4 protein-coding genes are annotated in these 6,117 nt (G+C 61.8%); all 4 read left to right on the top strand.

Annotated features, from left to right (window positions below):
- The coding region (locus PLL20_13655; protein ID HPD31037.1) for a hypothetical protein at window positions 1–1,646 on the top strand (1,646 nt) is incomplete at its 5' end.
- A gap of 142 nt (window positions 1,647–1,788) precedes the next feature.
- On the top strand, window positions 1,789–3,885 hold the full coding sequence (locus PLL20_13650) for a hypothetical protein (protein HPD31036.1): 2,097 nt from the start codon (window positions 1,789–1,791) through the stop codon (window positions 3,883–3,885).
- A gap of 290 nt (window positions 3,886–4,175) precedes the next feature.
- Window positions 4,176–4,985, top strand: coding sequence for a hypothetical protein (locus PLL20_13645; protein ID HPD31035.1), 810 nt, complete (start codon window positions 4,176–4,178; stop codon window positions 4,983–4,985).
- Window positions 4,986–5,451: 466 nt separating this feature from the next.
- A complete protein-coding gene (locus PLL20_13640) occupies window positions 5,452–6,051 on the top strand; it encodes a hypothetical protein (protein HPD31034.1) in 600 nt (199 codons plus the stop codon).
- Window positions 6,052–6,117 lie beyond the last annotated feature (66 nt).

Genomic DNA, 6,117 nt, shown 5'->3' with positions numbered 1-6,117 from the left:
TGAACGTGCTGACCGAAAGCGGCCTGCAGCAGCTCAAACTCAGCGAGATCGGCGCCGTCAAACTGAAAAACGAGAAGGTGAACGGCGAGCTGCGCAAAGCCCTGGATACGCTGGCGGCCAGTCACGATGCTGATAAGAAGGCGGTGACCATCCAGCTCGCCGGTGACGGCAAGCGGCGGGTGCGGGCGTCATACCTGCTGGAAGCCCCGATCTGGAAGACCAGTTACCGGCTGGTGCTCTCGCCCGGCAAGAAGCCGTTCCTGCAGGGCTGGGCCACGGTCGAAAACGCCACAGAGGAAGACTGGAAGGACGTGCGCCTCTCGCTGGTCTCGGGCCGGCCGATCTCGTTCACCATGGACCTGTACACGCCGCTGTACGTGCCCCGGCCGAGGGAAGAGCTGGAGCTATATGCGTCGCTCCGCCCGCCGACGCTTGAGGCTGGGATCGCGGTGGCCGACCAGCCCGCGAAGCCGGCTCCTGCTCCGGCGGCTGAGGCTCCGCAAGCAGGTAAGGAATCCCGTGGCCGGGCGAGGTCGGCAATGGCGCCGATGCGTCGTGTGCATGCCGTGGGCGGCATGGGCGGATACGGTATGGGAGGCATGATGGGAGGCATGGGGGCGCCGGCGGAGGTCGAACCAGAGATGGATCTGGCCGCGCAGGGTGTGGAATCGGTGGCGGAGGCCCAGTCCGCGGGCGAGCTGTTCGAGTACGCGATCAACACGCCGGTTTCAATCGCCCGGCAGCGGTCGGCGATGCTTCCGATCGTCAACCAGGAGATCGCGGCCGAGAAAGTGAGCATCTACAATCCCGCCACGCACCGCAAGCACCCGCTGAACGGCCTGATTGTGGACAACACGACCGGGCTCAACCTGATGCAAGGGCCGATCACGGTTTTCGATGAGAACGTCTATGCCGGCGACGCCAAGCTGCCGGATATCAAGCCGGCGGAAAAACGCATGGTCGTCTACGCTCTTGATCTCGGGGTCGAGGTGATCGCGGACCAGAAGGAGCGTCCCGACGAACTGCTGAGCGCTCGTATCGCCAAAGGCACACTGATTCTTCAACACAAGCTGGTGGATGTCTCGGAGTACACCATCCGCAACAAGGACAAGAAAGACCGGGACATCATTATCGAGCAGGACTACAACAACGAGTGGAGACTGGTGGAACCCAAGGAGCCATTCGAGCGGACGCACAATCTGCTTCGTTTCAGGACTCTCGTCCCCGCAGGCGAGACGGTCGTGCAGAAAGTGCAGCTCGAAGCGGTCACAGATGAAGAGATCCACCTGACCACGATTGACGAGGAGTTCGTTGGGATCTACCTGAAGAGCAAGGTGATCTCGGACGCCGTACGGCAAGCTATGGAAACAGTGATCAAGATCCAATCCGAACTGGAGGCCCTGGAGCGCGACCTCGACCAGCGCGAGGAAGACCTTGAGCGTTCCGTGGAAGAGCAGGCCCGCATCCGAGAAAACCTCAAGACCCTGCAAGCCAACAGCGATCCGTATCAGCGGCAGCTCAAGAAGTTCGACTTGGTGGAGACCCGCATCGAGCAGTTGCAGGGGCAGCTTGACGAGCTGCGCCGGCAGGTGCAGACAAAGGAACAGGAGCTGGAGGCCTACGTGTTGTCTCTGGATGTGAAGTGAGCCCGGCGGTCCGGCCGCCGGGTGGCGAGGCGATTTTTCGGAGAAACGGCCCGGTTTTGGGAACTCCGGGCGGCTTCGGGCGTCTAACCATTGAATTGAGTCTGAATACAGTGCTTCCGCAGCATCTGAAAGGAGCCATGTCATGATTCGACCGGGTTTGCCGTTGGCAGGGGTGCTTATTGTTGGTTTGGCGGTTCCGACGTCGTTGGCTGCCCAGGATACCGAGTTGAAGGTGTCGAGAATTGCCCTGTTCTCCAGCGGGGTGGGGTTCTTCGAACGGGAGGCCGAGATCGACGGTAACGCCGCCGCCGAGCTCAAGTTCCGAACCGACCAGATCAACGACATCCTCAAGTCGCTGGTCGTTCAGGACCTGGGCGGCGGCACGGTCAACGCCGTCGGCTACGCGTCTCGCGACCCGATCGAGAAAACCCTCAAGAGCTTTGCCGTCAACATCACCGGCAAGCCCACGATGGCCAACCTGCTCGATCAGCTTCGCGGCGAACCGGTCGAGATCACCGGGGCCCAGGCGATTCGCGGCATCATCGTCGGCGTCGAGAAGCAGAAGATCGCCATCGACAAAGAAATCATCGAAATCGACCTGCTCAACGTGTTGAGCGAACTCGGTTTGCAGCAGTTGCGGGTCTCGGATATCCGGGGAATTAAGCTGACCAACGAGAAACTGGAAGGCGAGCTGCGCAAGGCCTTGGAAACCCTGGCTGGCAGCCATGAAGCAGACAAGAAGGGCGTGACCATCCAGTTCGCCGGCCAGGGCAAGCGCCTTGTGCGGGCCTCGTATCTGCTCGAGGCCCCGATCTGGAAGACCAGCTATCGGCTGGTGCTCTCGCCAGACAAGAAGCCGTTCCTGCAGGGCTGGGCCACGGTCGAAAACGCCACCGAGGAAGATTGGAACGACGTCCGCCTCTCGCTGGTCTCGGGCCGGCCGATCTCCTTCACCATGGATCTCTACACCCCGCTGTACGTGCCCCGGCCGAAGGAGGAACTGGAACTCTATGCCTCGCTTCGCCCGCCGACCCTTGAGGCCGGTGTTCCGCTGGCACCAGGTGCTGCTCCAGCCCCGGCCCGACGGGCCATGGCAGCCAGCAAGGCACCAGAGGTCCGTGAGGAAACCGTAGCTCAGGCAGGAGCCGCCAGAGCAAGAACGGCCGGTGATGCGGCGGGCCATTATGCTGCCGGCGCACTCGTGGCGATGAGGGACGCGGATGCGGATGGCGTGCTCGATCTGGCCGACCACGGCGTGCAGTCGGTGGCCGAAGCACAGTCGGCCGGCGAACTGTTCAAATACGTGATCAATACTCCTGTCAGCATCGCCCGCCAGCGGTCGGCCATGCTGCCGATCGTCAACCAGGAGGTTTCGGCCCAGAAGGTGAGCATCTTCAACCCCGCGACCCACCCCAAGCACCCGCTCAACGGTTTCATCCTCGAAAACACGACCGACCTGAACCTCATGCAAGGCCCGATCACCGTTTTTGATGAGAACGTCTACGCCGGCGACGCGAAGCTTCCGGACCTCAAGCCTGCCGAGAAGCGGCTCCTTGCTTACGCCCTGGACCTGTCGGCCGAGGTCATCGTCGACCACAAGCCCCAGCCCGACAGCATCGTCAGTCTGCGGATCGCCAAAGGCGTCCTGTGGCACAAGCACAAGCACGTGGACACCCGCGAGTACACCATCCGCAATAAGGACAAGAAAGACCGCGAGGTGATCATCGAGCAGCCCTACACCGCCGACTGGACGCTGGTCGAGCCCAAGGAGCCCTTCGAGCGAACCCAGAACATCCTGCGGTTCAAGACGGGCGTTCCTGCAGGACAGACGGTCGTCCAGAAGGTCCAGCTTGAACGAGTCTCCGACCAGACGCTGGCCCTGATCGACAGCGATCAGGATGCGGTTCGATTCTTCCTCCGCAGCAAGGTGATCAGTCCGGCCGTCAAGCAGGCCCTCGAAAAGGTGATCGCTCTGCGCAGCGAGCTGTATGACCTGGTCCGCGCGCGCGAGCTGCAGGAGAGTGAGCTGAAGAAGGCGGTCGAAGAGCAGGCCCGCATCCGCGAGAATCTCAAGACGCTCCAGCAGGGTAGCGACCCGTACCAGCGGCAGCTCAAGAAGTTCGACGACGTCGAAACGCAGATCGAGAAGCTCAAAGGCCAGGTTTCCGAGCTGCGCCAGACTGAGGAGAGCAAGCGAAAGGAATTGGAGGCCTACATCCTGTCACTCGACGTGGAGTGAGCCCCAGCGTTGCAGCCCGCAACACCAGGAAGTCACAAACTACACCTCGCGGGCGTGGTTTGTGATTCGTTGCCTCCTTTCTCGCCGGTTTTGCCGCTGCCGCGACATCTTTGTCTCGTGCAGGGCCAGCAGCATCATGACAGAAGGTCGAAGTTCAAGTACGATCGCGCGACCCGAGAGGAGGCAAAGACGTTGGTGTTGTCGAGCGCGACGGCATACCGATTTCGTGGGACGGCTGGTCGAAGAACTGTCAGTCCCTGGGCGCCCGCGAATACCTGCCGGGAGTGTGCATGAGCTGGAAGACCGACAAGGACAGTCCGATACTCGTTTCGGAGGTTGGCGGGAGGCAAGTGTGCACCGTCCACGCCGCCGAGGTGCCGGCAGAGAGACGATCCGTTGTTGAGCTGAGCCGTCCGAACGAGAGTCTGACTTTCGTCAACAGCAAAGGGGGCGTCACGTCTTTTGCTTTGTCGTCGCTGTTCGATGAAGGTAGACATCTCTTTCTGTGCATTCGAATCGGATCCGGTCTTGGGGTCCAATGCGATTGTCTCATCTCCAGTAGCGGGGAGGATCCGACTGAAGGCTTCAGACAGGGCCTAGCAAAAGGGGTGCGGTTTCAGCCCTTCTATCTGCCGGAATCCAAGGGTAACCCCGATGAGCTGGTCGGCCGTGGCCTCTTCTCTCGCGGCTTTCACTTTCCCGGCACGATTACGCCCGTAAACGTCTCGCTGCTGTGCATATGCGACTACTGTCTCCGGAACTTCCGCCTCCAATCCTTCCACGCCGGTTTCAGCGACCTGACTTACCTGTACTGTTCGCAGGGGCCACATACCTTAGTCGCCAGCAGTTATCTCGATGATGCGCCGCCCGTACTTGGGGTGGCCGATGCGGCTTCTGTGAGTCGCTTTGAGAGCCGGCTTCCTCGATGCGAGAAATGCGGTGGGGAATTCCGTCATCGAAATCCGCTGCGCTGTCCGCATTGCGGCAAGCCGTACATCGATTTCCTTCGGCACCCCCAGGAAAGGCAGTTTGAGTATTACGGCAACCACCTCTATGGAGACACCCTGCAAGAATGGTCCGGTGACCGTACGCCGAGCTGATGTCGAAAAGCACTTCTCCACGGATGAACTGGGTTGGGACGCGGCGACGCGGGGCGCCCCATGGCGCGGCGGTGGAGGACGGAACTCTTCGCGTGGGGGTGGCCCGCAGCTCACGCAAATCACGCCGATCGGCCGGGTGCCCCACCTGCTTCTTGCAGTTGGGGGAGCGACGATCGGCACCGTGCAATATGTAGGCAAGCCGACGCGGCCGGTGGGTAGGGCAGTGCCGAGGTCGCCGTGGCGACCGAGATCTGCCATATTCTGCAGCCAGGACCGACAGATCTGCGCCACCTTGGGTGGCTCCGACCGTGCCCTACCGTCTTCACACACATTCTTCGCTGGGTGGGGGCTCGATGATGAATCGCCGTGCGGGCAGCCCCGCAGGTCAACGCTTGCGCCCGGGATGGTGTTGGGACATGCATCGCCGCAGTCGCCGACGCCATCGCCGTCGCTGTCGGGCGTGCAGATGGCGAACTGCCATTGGTACGCGGGCAGATCGATGCCCGTCGCGTCGGTGATATCGCCATCGAGCGTGGCGGTCACCGGCCCGGACAAGCCCGTCACCTCGAACACGTACGGCCCGTTGCCGCTGACGGACACCACCGTGCCGACGGAAAGACTCAGGTCGTCAGCCGAGACGTTGAGTACCGGATCGCTGAGAGACACGACAATCCGGCGAACGACCGCCTCGGTACTTCCGTCGGTCGGCCAGGTATTCCAGACAGTCGGTCAGAAGGCTGTCGCGGGGGGACTTGGTGGTCTGGTTATGCCGGACCTGGTAGTCATCGGCATTGATGGGAACTGCCAGCCGCACCGCGTGGCTCGACAGAGCATCGTAGCGAAGCTGGATAAGCCGTTTCGAGACAGGGCCGTAATCGCGTGCCCCGCCCCGCACATCGAGCGATGGTTTCTGGCGGATGCTCGTGCCTTTACGAGCGTTGTGGGCTCGTCCCCGAAGGTCCGCAAGGGCAAGTGTCAGCGGGATTACTACAAAGGTGTTCTGCTGCAGGCCGTCGTCGCCGGCGGGCATGTACCAACGCTGGGTGGGATCGAGTTCGCGCGATAGATCGTCGAGGCCACGGATTTGTACCACGCCGGCAAGACCGACAGGAGCCTGAAGGCGTTTCTCGAC

This window comes from Phycisphaerae bacterium, assembly GCA_035384605.1.
GTDB lineage: Bacteria > Planctomycetota > Phycisphaerae > UBA1845 > PWPN01 > JAUCQB01.
This window is presented reverse-complemented; position numbering and strand designations above follow the sequence as displayed.

What these genes read in the sequence shown, in the direction of transcription:
- PLL20_13650 (HPD31036.1), top strand. Translation starts at nt 1,789, where the DNA reads ATGATTCGACCGGGTTTGCCGTTGGCAGGGGTGCTTATTGTTGGTTTG.
- PLL20_13645 (HPD31035.1), top strand. Translation starts at nt 4,176, where the DNA reads ATGAGCTGGAAGACCGACAAGGACAGTCCGATACTCGTTTCGGAGGTT.
- PLL20_13640 (HPD31034.1), top strand. Translation starts at nt 5,452, where the DNA reads ATGGCGAACTGCCATTGGTACGCGGGCAGATCGATGCCCGTCGCGTCG.